This is a genomic window from Lentzea cavernae (assembly GCF_014653695.1).
Lineage (GTDB): Bacteria > Actinomycetota > Actinomycetes > Mycobacteriales > Pseudonocardiaceae > Lentzea > Lentzea cavernae.
This window is the reverse complement of record NZ_BNAR01000006.1, coordinates 211,269-225,900: the sequence shown is the minus strand read 5'-3', so window position 1 is coordinate 225,900 and position 14,632 is coordinate 211,269. Positions and strand designations below refer to the sequence as shown.

Annotated in this window: 14 protein-coding genes; 5 read left to right on the top strand and 9 right to left on the bottom strand. The window is 69.0% G+C overall.

The features are described 5' to 3' along the window. Positions 1-161: 161 nt before the first annotated feature. From IE307_RS21395 to IE307_RS21385, 3 genes are all read right to left on the bottom strand, one after another. Complete coding sequence (locus IE307_RS21395) at positions 162-2,477, bottom strand: VMAP-C domain-containing protein (protein WP_191300275.1); 2,316 nt, start codon at positions 2,475-2,477, stop codon at positions 162-164. 137 nt (positions 2,478-2,614) lie between these two features. Continuing rightward, positions 2,615-3,130, bottom strand: coding sequence for a hypothetical protein (locus tag IE307_RS21390; RefSeq protein WP_191300273.1), 516 nt, complete (start codon positions 3,128-3,130; stop codon positions 2,615-2,617). A 152-nt stretch (positions 3,131-3,282) separates the two neighbouring features. Then, entirely contained in the window at positions 3,283-3,966 is a 684-nt protein-coding gene (locus IE307_RS21385; protein WP_191300271.1) for a hypothetical protein, read from the bottom strand. A 202-nt stretch (positions 3,967-4,168) separates the two neighbouring features. Here IE307_RS21385 and IE307_RS21380 point away from each other — a divergent pair, with 202 nt between their 5' ends. Then, positions 4,169-4,381 carry a hypothetical protein gene (locus IE307_RS21380; RefSeq protein ID WP_191300269.1) on the top strand — a complete coding sequence of 71 codons (213 nt, stop codon included), beginning with the start codon at positions 4,169-4,171 and terminating at the stop codon, positions 4,379-4,381. Between the two features lie 78 nt (positions 4,382-4,459). After that, entirely contained in the window at positions 4,460-5,125 is a 666-nt protein-coding gene (locus IE307_RS21375; RefSeq protein WP_191300267.1) for a response regulator, read from the top strand. A gap of 3 nt (positions 5,126-5,128) precedes the next feature. On the opposite strand, the gene IE307_RS21370 is transcribed toward IE307_RS21375, so the two are convergent. Further along, positions 5,129-6,082: a Rieske 2Fe-2S domain-containing protein gene (locus IE307_RS21370; protein ID WP_191300265.1), complete on the bottom strand. Its 954-nt coding sequence runs from the start codon at positions 6,080-6,082 to the stop codon at positions 5,129-5,131. Position 6,083: 1 nt separating this feature from the next. After that, the gene (locus IE307_RS21365) at positions 6,084-7,295 is read right to left on the bottom strand and encodes a monooxygenase (RefSeq protein WP_191300263.1); all 1,212 of its coding nucleotides are present in this window, start codon (positions 7,293-7,295) and stop codon (positions 6,084-6,086) included. A gap of 205 nt (positions 7,296-7,500) precedes the next feature. Between IE307_RS21365 and IE307_RS21360 the strand changes: the two genes are divergently transcribed. Beyond that, on the top strand, positions 7,501-9,639 hold the full coding sequence (locus IE307_RS21360; protein ID WP_191300261.1) for an MMPL family transporter: 2,139 nt from the start codon (positions 7,501-7,503) through the stop codon (positions 9,637-9,639). Between the two features lie 12 nt (positions 9,640-9,651). On the opposite strand, the gene IE307_RS21355 is transcribed toward IE307_RS21360, so the two are convergent. The 3 genes from IE307_RS21355 to IE307_RS21345 form a co-directional block, all read right to left on the bottom strand. Next, positions 9,652-11,067 (bottom strand): HAMP domain-containing sensor histidine kinase, encoded by a 1,416-nt coding sequence (locus tag IE307_RS21355; RefSeq protein WP_229904934.1) that lies wholly within the window; start codon positions 11,065-11,067, stop codon positions 9,652-9,654. Next, entirely contained in the window at positions 11,064-11,747 is a 684-nt protein-coding gene (locus IE307_RS21350) for a response regulator transcription factor (RefSeq protein ID WP_308436382.1), read from the bottom strand. Before IE307_RS21350 ends, IE307_RS21355 begins: the two co-directional genes overlap by 4 nt. Before the next feature lie 153 nt (positions 11,748-11,900). After that, on the bottom strand, positions 11,901-12,638 hold the full coding sequence (locus tag IE307_RS21345) for a chitinase (protein ID WP_191300257.1): 738 nt from the start codon (positions 12,636-12,638) through the stop codon (positions 11,901-11,903). 478 nt (positions 12,639-13,116) lie between these two features. Between IE307_RS21345 and IE307_RS21340 the strand changes: the two genes are divergently transcribed. Next, a complete protein-coding gene (locus tag IE307_RS21340; RefSeq protein WP_191300255.1) occupies positions 13,117-13,344 on the top strand; it encodes a hexameric tyrosine-coordinated heme protein in 228 nt (75 codons plus the stop codon). Between the two features lie 33 nt (positions 13,345-13,377). Then, the gene (locus IE307_RS21335) at positions 13,378-13,821 is read left to right on the top strand and encodes a MarR family winged helix-turn-helix transcriptional regulator (protein ID WP_229904933.1); all 444 of its coding nucleotides are present in this window, start codon (positions 13,378-13,380) and stop codon (positions 13,819-13,821) included. Positions 13,822-13,962: 141 nt separating this feature from the next. Here IE307_RS21335 and IE307_RS21330 read toward each other — a convergent pair whose 3' ends face one another. Further along, positions 13,963-14,619, bottom strand: a complete 657-nt coding sequence (locus tag IE307_RS21330; RefSeq protein WP_191300251.1) for a response regulator transcription factor — start codon at positions 14,617-14,619, stop codon at positions 13,963-13,965. Positions 14,620-14,632 lie beyond the last annotated feature (13 nt).

Here is a 14,632-nt window from a genome sequence, read left to right as displayed (position 1 = left end):
TCGCTGCACGGCGCCGACCCGGCGGTCGCCCTCTCCGCCGTCGTCGTCGGGCCGCGACGCGTTGCCCTGCCCCGAGAACTTCCGCCACGGCGGTGGCGCGGGCAGGTTGCCGAGCGGCGACTTCGCCGCTGAACCATCGCCCCGGTACACGTGCCACGTGATCATCCGACCGCCCCCTCCACGCCCGGATGTCCCGGCCGGTGCGGTGTCACCAGCCGGGTCGGGTCGTCGTACAGCACCGTCAAAGCGCTGCCGATGTGCTTCTCGTCCTGTGCTTTCGCGTAGGCGGCCAAGCGAGCGTGCCGAACGCGTTCGAGCAGGTGGTCCTGAGCTTTGTCGTCGTGCATCAGCTGGTCGATGGCGGAGGCGAACTCGAGCGGGTCGCAGTCCTCGCGGTGCAGCCAGATGAGAGGCACACCCGCTGTGATGCCTATCGAGATCTCGCTCCGACCCGCGTCGTCGGTCTGCGGCTGTGCGGTCAGCACCAGCGCCACGATGTCGGACCTCCTGCTCAGCGCGGCACGGAGCTGGCGCAGGCCGCGTTCGTCCGTCCCGTACCCCCGCAACACGCCGTGCGGCTCGACGTGCCCGAGGTGTCCGAGCTGGGTCGACAACTCGTCCCAGCGCCGCCGCCAGTCCCGGTGGTAATGACGTGCGCGCATTCTTTCCGCGCTGCGAACGACCACTGGGTACCGGCATCCAATCGGTTCGGAGTACGGGGCGTTCTCCCACGGCCACTGGTCCACGTCGAGCACGCCCAGATCAGGGGTGTCGAGCACGAACTCGATGTGGATGTCCGGCTGGCGTTCACCCCAGTCGGCCTCGACGAGTTCCACCAGCGAGGCGACGTGGCTCTTCGTGTTGTCGAGCGAGCCCGCCTTGTCGTTACCGCGCTCGGGTTCCCACCGCGACGGGTTTCCCAGTTGCCGCCAGCTGCTCAGCCGGAACCGTCCGCCCGCAGGTCCTTCCCGCTCCAGTTTCAGCACGAGGTAGGCGACCGGCGTAGACGGGGCTGGTGGTGTCGCCGCGTCCTGGTCCCGCCGCATCTTGTCGCGCAGTTCCGAGAGCTCTTCGTCCAGGCCCATCGACTCGGCCATCGCTCTCGTCCACTGGCGGAGGCTCGCTCTCAACTCCGTGCCGACCCGCGACGCGATCTGCTCCACGAAAACCAGCATTCGCGGTAGACCGTCCGGCCGCGCGTTGAGTGATTCCAGTGTGTGAAGAATTCGGGGGTAGGTCGTGTGCTTGCCCAAATCGGGCGCGGCGGGACCACCCGCGGCCCGGTAGACGTCCCCGATGTTCGGGATGACTGCGCCCGCCAACAACTTCAGGAGCTCGGTTTTCTGATCGAAGGGGAAGACGTCTGCCGGGCGCTCGGCACGGGTTAGGTCGTCGACGACGTCGCGTAAGTCTGCCAGTGCCGGAGATTCGCCTTCGAAGAGGCTCACCACGTTCAACAACGTGAGCAGCCGGTCGGCGTTGTGGCTGCACACAGAGGTGAGATGTGCGATGAAAGCGTGTGATCCTGGCCGTCCTTCGACGGCGAACTCCTCGTTCAGCGCCTCTCGAAGCCTGCGGACGACGAGTTCGCTCCTCACGGGGTCACCCAAACAGGGAATGGCGGACAGAGCCGAGTGGAGCCGGACCAGGGGCTGTTCGTCTGCTCGTCGTCGCGGCGATGCCTCCACTCGCCGGTGATCGCCGGTGAACGTCTTCAGCGCGCCGGCGAGGTGGGCGAGCCCGCCGGGCCGCTCCGCGCAGTTGTGGGCGAGTTTTCGCGCGAAGGACCAGAGATCCAGCTCATGAGGCACGGCCAGGGAGATCTCGTCAGGCAACATGCCGAGCAATCGGATCCTCGCCTCCTCATGCCGCAGTGCCGGTGCGGCGACGATGACGTCGACCAGATCGTCCGCCTCGGTCGGACGCTCCTGAGTGCTCGGCAGCCCTTGGATCACTATGGGCCGCGCGGGTGAGTGCGGCCTGGCGTGCGACCGGATCCACGCGATCGTGTGTCCTTCTTTCACACGAAGTGGCACTCGTCGATACGCCTTGGGTTCGGCGGCGGGCTCGTTGAGGACCGTGTCCCGGTAGAAGACCTCGGAGACGATGATCGTGATCGGGTCGTCGGAGGCCTGTTGTGCTTCGCGAGCCTCGTCCGAGTCCACCAGGCGGCAGGCCAGGAGCACCGGGGCGTCGGCACTGCCGTTCTCGACGACCTCCACCGGACCCGAGTGGAAGGCGAGTCGTAATCGCATCTCTCCCTCAGCGGCGAATTTCGCGTTGTGCCTGCGCACTCCCGCGGCCAGTCTCGTCGGCACGCGGTCGACGAGCTGTCTTTCAGGGAAGCGGGCGGGCACGAGAATCAGGGCACCGTCACCCCTGGTCTGAACCTCGCACGCCTTCCAGTCGATCCCGGCTTCGTTGAACGCGTGCTTCAAGGCGTCGAAGAGTCCGTCTCGCACGGCGGACCGATGCATGTCGCCACGTGCTCTGTCACCGAACTTCGCGACGTCCACAACGACGATGGCATGGTGGAGTGGCTGGGACAGCAACGATCACCATCCCCTCGATCGGCTGAGCCCTGCAGGGTACCAATACGGTAAAGCACCGCGAGTCAAAAGACCTCGCAGTCGGCCGAACTCAAATTCATTGGATCTACCCCGTTGATCATGATGTGTCCAGCGTCCATTGGAGTCAGATCAACAAACATGTCCAATGAATATTCGACTGGACGTGTCACGAGCGGGAAAGGGGAACGGTCCGGTCTCGCAGTTAGAAGAGGTAATTGAGTGGCTCCCGTCTCCGCCGACACGGAGGCCAGTTCGTCCACCGCTCGAAGACACGCCACGAACCATTGGTGATCGACCTGCTGTCCGGTACGAACGTGATCGAGCATCGTGAGGACTCGGTCGGTCTCTCTGGCCATGTACAGCGTTCGAGCCAGCGAAAAGCTCTCGGCGATGAACTGCTCCTCGAAGCTGCAGGGGAGCCGTGACCACTTGGCATCGGTCAGCTCAAGGATCACCTTCAGCGACAACTCGTAAAGCTCGGCGGCCTTGCGGTGCTCGCCCAGCATCTCGTAGTTCACTGCCAGGGTCTCGACGACGGCGCCGTACCGTCCGATCTTCACGTGGGAGAGCGCGGTCTACTCATGCAGAGCCTCTTGCTGGTAGCGAGAAGCCGTCTACTGGAACAGTGCGCGCGCCTGCTCCGGGCGGCGAGTCCGCTCTTGGACTGGCCGATGTGGAGGAACCAGTTTGCGGCCTGCAGGCGCGCGTAGCCCTAGGTCTGATGGGCACCGCGCGCCTCAATCGCCCTCCGCAGATGTTCCGCGGTGAGTTTCACGTCGCCGAGCATCGCGGCGGCGCGGGAGAGGCTCCCGTGCGAGTACCCAGTCCCGACATCGTCGCCCGTGCAGGGAGATCTCGTTCGCAACCGGCATCTCGTCCCACAGGAACGCCGAGTCGAGGTGGTAGCGCAGGTGCCACGCCAGCGGTCAGGACTCGAGACCTCACCTGCCGGCACGTCGTCAGTGAAGTGCAGACGCAGCGACGCGTTGCGCGTCAGTACGAGGTAGTGGTGCAGCATGCGGCGGCAGGCCGCGTGTTGTTCCTCGCTGTCAACGTTTTCTGCCAGTAACTCGGCGGCGTACGCGTCCGGCAGGTCGTGCCAGCTGAACTGGCCGGGCCCGTCCTCCGTGATCAGGCACAGCACGCTCAGCTCGCGGAGCACCGCTCGGGCACGGGACACCGGCACCGCCGTCAGGCTCGCCACCGCAGGCGTCGTGGTCCGGCTGAGCGGCAGCAGCGCGAGGAGTCTGAACCCGATCCTGATCGAGGACGCTCCCATCGAGGCGACGAACGAGGTCAGCTCCCTCCTGCTGGTGATCACCACCAGGCAGCCAGCCGACGCCGACAGCAAGGGCATCAGCTGTCTGCTGTCCCTCGCATTGTCCAGCACCAGCAACGCTCGCCGTCCGGCCAAGGCCCCGCGGTCAAGCCGTCCAGACCGGAAGGCCTGTTCGCGAACGGGATGCCCAGCGCGTCCGCGTTCGTCTCGCCCTCGATGCGCCGCGTGGCCACCCAGGCCGACGGCTGGCTGCCGGCGTTGGTGCTCCCCAACTCCGCGACATGGTGCTCGCGCAGGACGCGACCCGAACGAGCTGGACGTGATTCTGCGCATCTACCCGCCCATTCGCACCGACACCGTCGTGGATGAGGCCTCCGCGCTGATCAGGCGCGTCGAGGCGGAATCCGGGGTCCGGCACGTCCTGGTGGACCTGATGTACCTCGACGAACTTGCCTTCCGGCTGAAGTGGGATCGAACCGGCGGCCTCTTCGGCGAGCGCCGTTCTAACGGTCGTCTCAGGTCCGCTCGATAGGAAGTAGGCATCGCCGGCCGGAGCGGTCCCGGCCACGGCCGAACGCGCCGCTGCGGCGACCCTGAAAGGCAGCCGGTCATGATCTCTGTGCTCGTGGTGGACGCCCAGCCGCTGCAGCGCTTCGGGGTTCGCGTGCTGCTGGAGAGCACGCCCGACACCGAGATCGTCGGCGAGGCCGAGAACGGCGCCGAGGCCGTTCGGTGGATCACCGAACTGCATCCCGACGTGGTGCTGGTGGACATCCGCATGCCGGGCGTCGACGGCGTCGAGGCCACCCGGCGCATCGCCGCCGCCGGTCGGCGTTCGCGGGTCCTGGTGCTGACGACGTTCGACGTGGGCCGGTACGCGCTCGCCGTGTTGCGGGCCGGGGCGAGCGGGGTGCTGCTCAAGGACGTCCGGCCGGAGGAGCTGCTCGCCGGCATCCGGGCCGTCGCCGCCGGGGACGCGGTGATCGCGCCGGCGCTGACCCGGCGGCTGCTCGACGCGGTCGCCGACCGGCAGGGCGACGACCTCTGCCGGCCCGTGCCGGAGGATCCCCGGCTGAGCTCCCTGACCAGTCGTGAGCGCGAGATCCTCGTCGCCGTCGGCCAGGGCCTCACCAACGGCGAGATCGCGCGGCGGTTCACGCTGTCGGAGTCGACGGTGAAGACCCACGTGGGGCGGGTCCTCTCCAAGATCGGTGCACGGGACCGGATCCAGGCCGTCATCCTCGCCTACGACCTGAGGCTCACCCGGCCGATCTAGCAGTCAGGCGAGCACCACCTGGCCCTCGACGACCTCGACCGGGATCTTGACCAGCGGCGCGGGTGCCGGCCCTCCTGTCACCTGTCCGTTCTCGTCGTAGGTGGCGCCGTGGCAGGGGCACCGGAATCCAGGGCCGACGTAGGCGACCGGGCAGCCCTGATGACTGCAGGTGGCGTTGTAGGCCAGGAAGGTGTCCCGCGCAGGGCGCAGGAGATGGGCGGGCGTCCCGTCCGGCGTCGTGAAGCTCTTCGACGAGCCCACGGCGACGTCGTCGACGGCGGCGATGACCGGGCCGTGGCTCACCGGGGCCGCCGGCGAGCCGACAGGGCGCCCGGTGAGCGCCAGCACGCTGCCCGCGGTGACTCCGGCGGCGGTCGCCGCCCCCGCGATCAGACCGCCCCGCAGGACGGTGCGCCGCTCGACGTGGTCCTGCACCGTTCCCTCCTCCGCCTTTGTGGGGTGCACCGGCAGGCCGAGCCCGCGCCGCACCTGCGCACGCAACCGGGCGGTCAGTGACCACACCCCGGCGTCGCCCGCGATCAGCAACGGGGTCCAGGCGACGGCGAACACGACGTCGGCCCCGAGGTAGTACGGCCGAGTCGTCCAGCTCACCACCAGGAAGAAGCTGAGCGAGAGGAGGACTCCGCCGAGTGCGGCGAGCCGGGTGAACAGCCCGAGCAGGGTGGCGAGCCCGACCGCGACCTCCCCGAACGCGATCGCCAGTCCGGCGACGGTCGCGTGGTCGGCGGCCAGCGAGACCAGCGGGCCGATCGGGGAGGTCGCGGCGGCGCTCACCATCTGCGCGTGGACACCGAGTGGCGAGGTGCCGTCCAAGTAGTGCGTGTCGAGGAGCTTGGAGAGACCGGCGTAGACGAAGGTGCCACCGAGAAAAGCGCGCAGCGGCAGCAACGACCAGACCGGCGACCGCCTCGGGGAGTCCCAACGCAACCGTGTCATGTCAGGACTTGCGGGGGGAGACCGTCATGATGCCCGCGCACATCTCGTCGCTGGTGCCGTCGCCCCACACCACATAGCGCGGCGGCAGCTTGCTCAGCTGCGGCAGCTTCTTGCGCAGCCCCGCGTCGTGCGTGCACGTCACCCGCAGCGTGTCCCCGGGACCGATCTCCACCGGCTCCGGCAGCTTCACCAGCCGCTGGTTGTCGAAGTCGAACTGCGGCACGTCCAGCACGACCTTCGCGTTCGGCCCGCCGGGGTTGAGCTCGACCTTGATGGCCCGCCCGAGCAGGTGCATGTGGCCGAAACCGGCGAACAACGTCATCGGCGCCTCCACCTCGTGGTCGCAGATCTGGGTGTCACCGGGCTTCGGCGCGCTCTGGCCGCACTCCTCCAGCTGCTCGTCCGCGGTGGCGCCGACCTCCTGCCCGAACCGCTTCGTCACGTCCGCGATCGAGGCCGCCCGGTCGCAGAGCGGACCCGATTCGCCGGCGGGACAGGGCAGATCGGTTGGCGCGTCGAGCGGCATCGTGTCGAGTTCCCGGGTCTGCGGCGTGCCGTCGGTCAGCCGCAGCCGCACCGCCGAGCGGTCGGACCCGGCCGGCTTGCCGTCGCTCGCGAGCAGGTTGTAGTGCATCTGCAGGACGATCAGGCTGCCCGGCTCCAGCTTGAAGCCGACGTCCTGGGTGAACAGCGTCTCCGAGGCGCCGGGCGCCCAGGTGTCCACCCACGTCGCGCCCGGCTCGTCCTCCTCCACGTCGGCACCCTTCACGCCGGTCCCGCTGAAGCACTGCCAGCCGACGCCGGGGGTCTTCGCGTCCTGCTCGCGCACCAGGGCAGCGCCGCGCGGCGGCACCGCGTACACGATGGCGTGGTGCGCGAGGGCGACGTTCTCCGGCGTGACCTGGGTCCCGGTCAGGAACGCCGCCTTGGTCAGGCCCGGATCGATCACCTGGCACCGGTACTCGTCCGTGCCGCTGTCCCCCGACGGCGTGGGCGTGTAGGCCTCGGCCATCTTCAGGTCGACGAACCGCTCACCGGCGCGCAGCGGCTGCGGTGGGGCAGGCGCCTGACCCGCGTGCGCGTTGTGCGAGCCGGGCGGGACGGGCGGCGCACCGTTGCCGGCGTTCGACCCGCAGGCGACGACGGTGAACGCCGTCGCCAGCGCCACGGTGGCCACACCGAACCTCCACAGTGGACTACCAGATTTCCTCATGACCGGAACGCTAGGGCCGATTCCGTTCCGTTTCGTCGTACCGCGGTCGTCAGTTCGGGAGGCAGGCGGTACGACGGTACTACTCCGCAGAGTCCTCTTGGGACTGCCGACTGGTCTGAGCACCGCATTAACGGTCCTCTCAGATTCGCTCGGTAGGAAGTCGTCGCCAGACAGGCGAAGTGACACGTACTCAGGAGGCTCGTGAATGGCAGTCAACGCAGCGCCGTCCGGGAAAGCACTGACAGGCCGGTGGGTGCCGTGGCTGGTGATCGGCTTGTGGTTGGTGCTGACGGTCGTCATGGGGCCGTTGAGCGGAAAGCTGAGTTCGGTCACCACCGACAAAGCCGCCGACACCCTGCCGGCCGGCGCCGAATCCACCAAGGTCGCCGTGCTGGAGGACAGTCTCCCCGGCGGGAACGACAACACGTTCGTCTTCGTGTACCACCGTGAGAGCGGCATGACCGACGCCGACCGCGCGACGGTCGAGCGCCACTACGACACCCTTGCCAAGAAGTACCCGCCGAAGGTGGTGACTCCGGCCGGCGAGGACGACGAGGGCCCGGAGACGAGACCGTCCACCGACGGCAAGGCGATGATGTTCACCCTCGACGTGAGCACGACCTACGGCGCGCCGGAGGCGATCGTCGGCCCGTTGCGCGACGCCGCGAAGGACCGCCCCGCGGGCCTCGACCTCGACGTGACCGGTCCGGCCGCGATCGAAGGCGACATGGACGCCGTCTTCGACGGCATCGACCTGCAGGTCCTGCTGACCACCATCGTCGTCGTCACGCTCCTGCTCATCATCACCTACCGCAGCCCGGTGTTGTGGCTCATCCCGCTGGTGGCCGTGGGCGCTGCCGCACTGACCTCGATGGCGACCGTCTACCTGCTCGTCAAGGGTTTCGGCATCGTGGTCAACGACCAGAACTCGGCGCTGCTGACGATCCTGGTGTTCGGCGTCGGCACGGACTACGCGCTGCTGCTCATCGCCCGATATCGGGAAGCGTTGCACCACCACGAGAACGTCCGGGTCGCGATGATCCACGCGCTGCGCGGCGCGGCACCGGCCATCGTCGCGTCCGCCGCCACGGTGATCGCCGGCCTGCTCTGCCTGCTCGTCGCGGACCTCAACAGCACCAGCGGGCTGGGCCCGATCGGCGCGGCCGGCATCCTGTGCGCGCTGGTGGCCATGCTGACGCTGTTCCCGGCGCTGCTGGTGGTGCTCGGCAGGCGGATCTTCTGGCCGGCCATCCCGCGGTTCAGCACGGCGGTGGAGGAGAAGCCGGGGCTGTGGGTGCGGCTCGGCGCCGCCATCAGCCGCCGCCGGTGGGTGGCGACGCTCGGCTCGCTCGCAGTCCTGGGCGTTCTCGCTCTCGGGCTGATGGGCAACACCGGCCCGCTGCGGGAGCAGGACCAGTTCGTGTCCGCGCCGGAGTCGGTCACCGGCTTCACCGTGCTGCGCCAGCACTTCCCGGAGCTCGGCGGCCAGCCGATGACGGTCTTCACTCGGCCGGCGCAGCAGGAGCGGGTGCTCGACGTCGTCCAGGGCGTTCGCGGTGTGGCGGTGGCCGTTCCGGGGGAGACCCGCGGTGGCTGGACCGACATCTCGGTGTTCCCGGCGGACTCGCCGGACACCGCCGCGGAGTACGACACGATCAAGCGGGTGCGCACCGCCGTGCACGCGGTGAGCGGCGCGGAGGCGATCGTCGGCGGGCCGAGCGCGGAGCACCTCGACACCGCGGAGACCACCAGCCGCGACGAGAAGCTGGTGATCCCGCTGGTGCTCCTCGTCGTCCTGATCGTTCTCGGGCTGCTGCTCCGGGCGATCGTGGCCCCGCTGGTCCTGATGGCCACCGTGGTCGTCTCGTTCGCGGCGGCCTTCGGCGGCAGCGTGTTCGTCTTCGAGACGATCCTCGGGTTCAAGGGCATCGACTACTCGGTGCCGTTGCTGGCGTTCCTGTTCCTGGTGGCGCTCGGCGTCGACTACAACATCTTCCTGGCCAGCAGGGCACGGGAGGAGGCGGTGCGCCTGGGCACCAGGGACGGAATGCTCAAAGCCCTGTCCGCCACCGGTGGTGTGATCACCTCGGCGGGCCTGGTCCTGGCGGCCACGTTCGGTGTCCTCGTCTCGCTTCCACTGGTGATGCTGATCGAGGTCGGGTTCCTGGTCGCCTTCGGCGTGCTGCTCGACGCCCTGCTGGTGCGGTCGGTCCTCGTGCCCGCCCTCACCCTGCTGCTCGGCCGGCGGATGTGGTGGCCGAGCAAGCTTTCCCGGCCGGTGGAAGAGGTGCCGGAAGTGCAACGCCCGCTCGCCGGCGACGAAGAGCCCGCGCTGCAACGGTAGATGCGGGACGGGTCAGTGCACCGTGGTGTCCTCCCCGGCGGTGAGCCGCGCGATCGGAACGGCCGGAAGGTCGACCCGGAGCAGCGCGCCACCGCGCGGGGAGCGGCCCACGGTGGCCCGGCCACCGTGGGCGTCGACGACGCGCTGCACGATCGACAGCCCCAGACCGGATCCCGGCAACGCCCGTGCGCTGTCGGCGCGGTAGAACCGGTCGAACACCCGTGGCACGTCGGCGGCGTCGATCCCTGGCCCGGCGTCGTCGACCTCCAGCACCGCCGACGTGCCCTCGGCGCGCAGCCGGACCTGGACCGGCTGGTCAGCGGGAGACCACTTGCCGGCGTTGTCGACGAGGTTGAGCACCGCCCGTTTGAGCGCGGCGGGACGCCCGCTCACCCACACCGGGGTCACGTCTAGCGCTACCTCGACGTCGGGCGCACGGGAACCCGCCTGGGCCACGGCGGCCACCACCACGTCGGCGAGGTCGAGCAGTTCGGTGTTCTCGTCGCTGACGTCACCACGCGCCAGGTCCGTCAGCTCGGCGGCGAGGGTGCTCAACTCGACCACCTGGGCGCCGAGGTCGTGCAGCAGCCGCGTCCGGCTCTCCGAGGACAGCGCGCTGTCCAGGGCGCCGCGCCGATCGAGCCGGATCAGCAGCTCGATGTTGAGGCGCAGGCTGGTGAGCGGGGTCTTGAGCTCGTGGGCGGCGTCCTCGGCGAGCAGCCGCTGGGCCTGCCGGGAGTCCCGCAGCGCGGCGAGCATGTCGTTGATGGACCGGATCAGCTGCCGGATCTCCCCGCCGCCCTCGTCCGGGATGTCGGCGTCGAGATCGCGGGTGTGCGCGACACGAACCGCGGCGGCCGTCAGCCGGTCGATCGGCGCCAGCCCGGCCCGCGCCACGGCCCGCCCGACCAGGGCACCGCAGACCACGCAGAGCAGCCCGATCAGCAGCATGCCCAACCCGAACGTGTTGATCGGGCTGTCGTCGGCGGCGCGGGCCACCTGGACCGCGCCGCCGCCTGCCCGCAGCGTGTAGACGAGGTAGCCGTCGTCGTCGCTGTCACCCGACTCCACCAGGTCGGCCGACGCGCCCTGCGCCACGCGCACGGCGTTCTCGCTGACCGGCGGCAGCGCGGGCTGGCCGTCCGGCGTCCGGACCGAGCCGTCGGGCAGGACGACCCGCACCAGCCGACCGGATCCGGGATACGGCGGCAGCGCGACCTGCCCCAGACCGGCGCTCTCCGCGTTCGCCGCCAGGACGCGGGAGTCGGCGCGCAGCTGGTCCTCCGCCGCGGCCCGCAGCTGCCAGTCCAACAGCTCGCTGGCCACCTGGAACGCCAGGAACACGCTGAGCGCGATGGCCGTCGCCGCGATCACCGTCAGCCTGGTTCGCAGGGACCGCCGGTGCCACCACCGGCTCAGCCTGCTCACGGAGGGGTCTCCCGCAACGTGTATCCCAGGCCGCGCCGCGTGTAGATCAACCGCGGCTCACCCTCCGCCTCCAGCTTGCGGCGCAGGTAACTCACGTACACCTGCAGGTTGTTGGAGGTCACGCTCATGTCGAAGCCCCAGATCGCCCCGAACAGCTCACCCCGCGTCAACACTCTCGTCGCGTTGCGCACGAGAACCTCCAACAGGAAGAACTCGGTCCGGGTCAGGCGCAGCGGCCGTCCTCCCCGCCACGCCTCGAACCGGTCGGGATCGACCCGCACGTCGGCGAACGTCAGGACCTGCGACCCGTCGTCGCCCGGCGCCCGGCGGCGCAACAGGGCACGGACCCTGGCCAGCAACTCCTCGGTGGCGAACGGCTTGGGCAGGTAGTCGTCGGCGCCCGCGTCCAGCCCCGCGACCCGGTCGGAGACCTGATCCCGTGCGGTCAGCATCAGCACCGGCAGGTCCCGTCCCGCCGCCCGCAACCGCCGGCAGGTCTCCACCCCGCCGAGGCGGGGCATCATCACGTCGAGGATCAGCAGATCCGGCTCGTCGCCGTCGATCCCGTCGAGCACGGCGAGACCGTTGGCGACGGTGCTGGTGTCGTACCCCTCGACCTGCAGCACCCGTTCCAGCGACTCGCGGATGGCCGCCTCGTCGTCCGCGATCATGATCCGCACGCGGGCCCGCTCCCTCCGGTTGACGCTGTGGCGGCTCATCGTCCCCGATCAACCTGAGGGCAGGGTTAAAGCGCCCGCGAAAAGCGGAGGGCCTTCATCCGTGCGGATGAGGGCCCTCCGGCTGAAACGGGCGATCCCGTGGTCGCCTTCGGGTCAGCAGGACAGGTTGTCGCCGGCCGGGACCCCGAGGATCCCGGTGATCTGCGTGTACTTGTCGATCCGGCTCTGCACCTGTGCCGGGTTGCCGCCGTTGCACTCGATGGAGCCGTTGATGCTGCGGATGGTCTCACCGAAGCCGCGGCCGTTGACCATCGCGTCGTGCGGGGTCATCGTGCCGGGGCCGTTCTGGGTGTTCCAGTACCAGAGGCCGGTCTTCCACGCGACGGCCGCGTCCTGCTCGACGAGGTAGGGGTTGCCGAGCAGGTCGATGCCGAGGTCGTCCCCGGCGGCCTTGTAGTTGAAGTTCCAGCTCAGCTGGATCGGTCCGCGGCCGTAGTACGCGGCCTGGCCCGCGGGGCAGCCGTAGGGCTGGCCGGCGTCGCAGTAGTGCGGGTAGTTCGCCTGGTTCTGCTCCACGATGTGCACGAGGCCGCCGGTCTCGTGGTTCACGTTGGCCAGGAACGCCGCGGCTTCCTGCCTCTTCACCGTGTCGTCGCCGGTGTTGGCGAAGCCGGGGTAGGCGTCGAGAGCCGCAGTCAGGCCGCTGTAGGTGTAGAAGCTGTTGCGGCCGGGGAAGATCTGGTTGAACTGGGCCTCACTCACCACGAAGGACGCGTCCGATGTGGACGGTTGGGCTGATGAGGTCGTGGCGGGCAGCACCAGTGCGCCGGTGGTGGCGACTAGTGCGGCCACGGCCACTCCGGCGCGCTTCAGGAACCGGGGTGTCGACATTCGGAACTCCTCTTGTCATGCCGGTCGTGCGCGGTACGACCGATCCCGTGTGGACTACAGCAATAGGTATGGACCAATCGTCGACGCGTGAAACCGCTCTCACGGCAAGAGGCCGCGACTGGCCCAACGATCGCTCCGCTGTTCGCCAGCGAGTAGAGGATCGAGTGGGCCGAATGGATGAGGAACGATGCCGGAGAGAAGTGGTGTCTCTACTTTCCGTGGATGTGCCGCAGCCGGTGCGACGTTCGGTCGGGTGGCCACGGCTATCTCGCTGTCGTGCGAGGGCTTCGGTTCCGCACCTGGTGGCGTCCGCGGTCGATCTCCAGGTCGCCGTACTGCAGCAGTGTGGTGCGCGTGGACCTGCCCGTGGTCGGCGTCGACAGCTTGACCGCGCGCCGAGCCGAAGGCACGTGACGCCTTGACAACGAAGATTCGCGCGCGAATGATTAGCGCACGAACTTAATGGAAGGGGACACCGATGGAACTGGTGCCGGGCAACACCCTGATCACCGCGACTCCCGACGAGGGACGCGCCCTCGCCGTCAAACTCGCCAGGCTGACCGTGAAAGCGACTCAGCCGGACGCGGAGGTTCGCCAGCGCCTGAGGCTGGCTTACGCGGAGGACCACCACAGCCTGATCGCCATCGCCCAGGTTGTGGCGACGGAGTACGCGACCATCGCCGCGGCGAACAACCACTGGCGCTGAGGAACTGGCGGAGGCATGGGTAAGACTGGTGGCATGAAGGTGCATCGCATGTCGGAACAGCCGTGCTTCGCGCTCTACAGTGCGGTCAACGCCATCACCCGTGCCTACCGCCCGCTCCTGCAGCCGCTGGACCTCACCTACACGCAGTACGTCGTGATGATGACGTTGTGGGAACAGGACGGCGTGGACCTGCGGACGCTCGCTGAGCGCACCCTGCTGGATCCGCCGACCCTGACGCCAGTCGTAAAACGGTTGGAAGGCAAAGGATTGCTCTGCAGGAGGAGGGCGGAGGAAGACGAGCGCCGCCTCGTGCTGACCGTCACCGAGGCGGGCAGGCGCCTTCAACGCGAGGCCGGCGAGGTGCCCGACAAGATGCTGTGCCAGGTCGGCTTGTCGCCCGCGGACGAACGGCAGTTGCGCGCTCTCTGCGGACAGATCAACGACGCTCTCGCCTCATCGAACGGACCGCCGCGATGAGTCCGGCAAGCCGGTCGCCGCGAATGAGATCCCGGTGAAGGACTTCGGCCGCTGGGAAAAACCCGTCAGACCACTTCCGTGGAGATGCCGCGGCCGATGCGACGTCCAGTCGGGGTGGCCATCGGCTCTGCCGGGCGAGGGCTACGGGTCGATCCGGTAGCCCACCTCGGGCACCGTGTGGATCATCGGTGGCTGGTGCAGCTTGCGCCGGAGCTGGCCGACCAGCACCGGCAGGACGTTCGACTTCGGAGTGGCCATCTCGTCCCACGCGTAGGCGATCAGTTCGCCGTGGGTCACTGGTTTCCCTTGGTGCGTCACGAGGAGCTCCAGCACCGCGAACTCCTTGGCGGTGAGGGTGAGCAGCACCCCGGCCCGCCGCACCTGGTGGCGTCCGAGGTCGATCTCCAGGTCGCCGCACCGCAGCAGCGCGGCGTGCCCGGAGGCCACCCGCCGGCACAGGCTGCCGACCCGCGCGACCAGCTCGGCCACCGCGAACGGCTTCACCAGGTAGTCGTCGCCGTGCTCCAGACCGGCGACCCGGTCGGCCACGCCGTCGCGGGCGGTGAGGAACAGGATCGGCACCGGTGACCCGGCCGCCCGCCTGGAGCGCACGTACGCCAGTGAGTCGCCGGACGGCAGCATGCGGTCGAACACCGCGCAGTCGTAGGCGTTGACCCACAACGCCTGGTCGGCGGCGGGCAGGTCGCCCACCGCGTCCACGGCGAAGCCGGCTCCGCGCAGCGACCCGCTGATCGCCAGTCGCAGGTTCTCGTCGTCCTCGACCACCAAGACACGCACGAAACCCGACAGT